This window comes from Mesorhizobium sp. M4A.F.Ca.ET.020.02.1.1, from assembly GCF_004022645.1.
Classification (GTDB): Bacteria; Pseudomonadota; Alphaproteobacteria; order Rhizobiales; family Rhizobiaceae; genus Mesorhizobium.
This window is the reverse complement of sequence record NZ_RZOI01000976.1, coordinates 1-1,807: the sequence shown is the minus strand read 5'-3', so window position 1 is coordinate 1,807 and position 1,807 is coordinate 1. Positions and strand designations below refer to the sequence as shown.

The 1,807-nt window shown below is 62.8% G+C and carries 2 protein-coding genes; one reads left to right on the top strand and one right to left on the bottom strand.

Annotation, left to right across the window (positions count from 1 at the left end):
* The coding region (locus EN742_RS33830; RefSeq protein WP_128333817.1) for a hypothetical protein at positions 1-409 on the bottom strand (409 nt) is incomplete at its 3' end.
* Positions 410-762: 353 nt separating this feature from the next.
* Between EN742_RS33830 and EN742_RS33825 the strand changes: the two genes are divergently transcribed.
* A partial coding sequence (locus EN742_RS33825) for a DUF1173 domain-containing protein (RefSeq protein WP_245492461.1) occupies positions 763-1,807 on the top strand: 1,045 nt, incomplete at its 3' end.

Sequence of the window (1,807 nt, the reverse complement as noted above, 5' to 3'; positions counted from 1 at the left end):
GCTCGGCACGATGCGTGGAAAGGCCATATTGCAAATTGATGCCAGCGAGCGCGGCCGGCAGCTGACGCAGGTAGGTCGCCGGCGCGCCGACCAGGCTGGCGAGCTGACCAAAACTCCAGTGCGTCGGCGCGACCGTCGTGTGGGCATTCGGCAGCATGAGCGTCAGCCGCTCGGGATTGTCGCGAGAGGCTTCGACGCGGATAGCCTCGCTTTCGACGATCCGGGTCTTGCTTCGTTCGGACCGCCGTTTCACCGAATTGTGGAGATCGGTGAGCGACAGGTAGCGTTCGTCGGCAGGCCGGTTGAACCATTCCGACGACACGCGGCCGATGCGCTGGCCGCGGCTGACGTCCACCTTGTAGCCGTTGGGCGTCGTGCGTGACGGCGCCAGAATCTCCATATGGGTCATGATCATTCTCCGCGACGGGCGCCGGGAGCCTCTCTCCTGGCCTCGACCCGCCATCGCATCCCGGCCTCCCCTCTGCCTCTGCCTGCGCCAGCCGCCGCGAGTAACGCGCAGGCACCGCGGCAGCCCCTGCGTCAGGGGTCGCAGGCAAAGGAAAGGAGACGAATCGAAGTCCGGCCATTAGCGAAGCCTGCAGCCCAGTCTCAGAGGGAGGCCCATTTTCAGAATCGCCTTGGTTTGCAGTCTGAGATCTTCGAGGTTGCTTCATCGGGGAAACCGTGACTCAATGAAGGACAGGGGATGCGGCGGCGTCCGGAGCAACGGAGGCGATGCGACGATTCAGACTTGCTGACCAGGTGATCGACGAGGCGGCGCCGAATCTTCAGGATTTGTTGGCTGATGCATATCGCAGAAAGCTGCGACCGCTTTGCCTGTGCCATGAGCCCTGGCCGACGATGTATATTGCGCAGGTTGGCGACCAATACATCGTCAAGCGGATGCCGCTGTCGGGTGGCGGCCATGACCCTTCCTGTTCCTCTTACGAGCCGCCCGACGAACTGTCCGGCCTCGGCGTGCTGATGGGCAGTGCAATTCAGGTCGATCCCGAGAGCGGCATGGCCGCGCTGAAACTGGACTTTCGCCTGTCCAAGGTCGGCGCGCGATCTGCGTCGGCAGCTGGCGCCTTAGGTTCGGACAGCGTGGTCGGGGACACCAAGAAACTGTCCCTGCGAGGCCTGCTCCATTATCTCTGGCACGAAGCGGAACTGACAGTCTGGACGTCGCGATGGGCTGGCAAGCGCCATTGGTGGAATATTCGCTGGCACCTTGTCGAGGCCGCGCGTCAGATGACGGTCAGGGGCGGAGCGCTCAGCGAAATCCTGTTCGTGCCCGAGCCGTTCCGGTCCGCCGACAAGGCTGCGATCGAGCAAAGGCGCGGGCAGGCGCTGGCACCTGCGCTGCCCCCAAAGAGCGGCCCGAGAAAGCTGATGATCCTGGTCGGCGAGGTCAAGGAGTTCAGCCCGGCTCGGAGCGGCCACAAGCTGATCGTCAAGCACATGCCGGGCTTCGTGTTCTTGTTGGACGAAAGCCTTCATCGTCGGCTTCAAACCCGTTTTGAAACCGAGATGGCACTCTGGGGCGCGGATGAGGCATCGCATTTGATCGCGATTGCCACCTTCGGGTTGACCCCGGCGGGGCTGGCGGTGATCGAGGAAATTGCCGTCATGGTTGTGGCGGAGAATTGGGTGCCTTACGAGTCCGCCTATGAAAAGAAGCTGGTCGACGCCCTTGCCAGGACAAGGGAGCGAAGCATGAAAGGACTGCGCTACAATCTACCGGTGGACAAGCCAACCGCGACGGCGATATTGCAGACACAGCCGCGGCCGGTTGGCCTCTATGTCG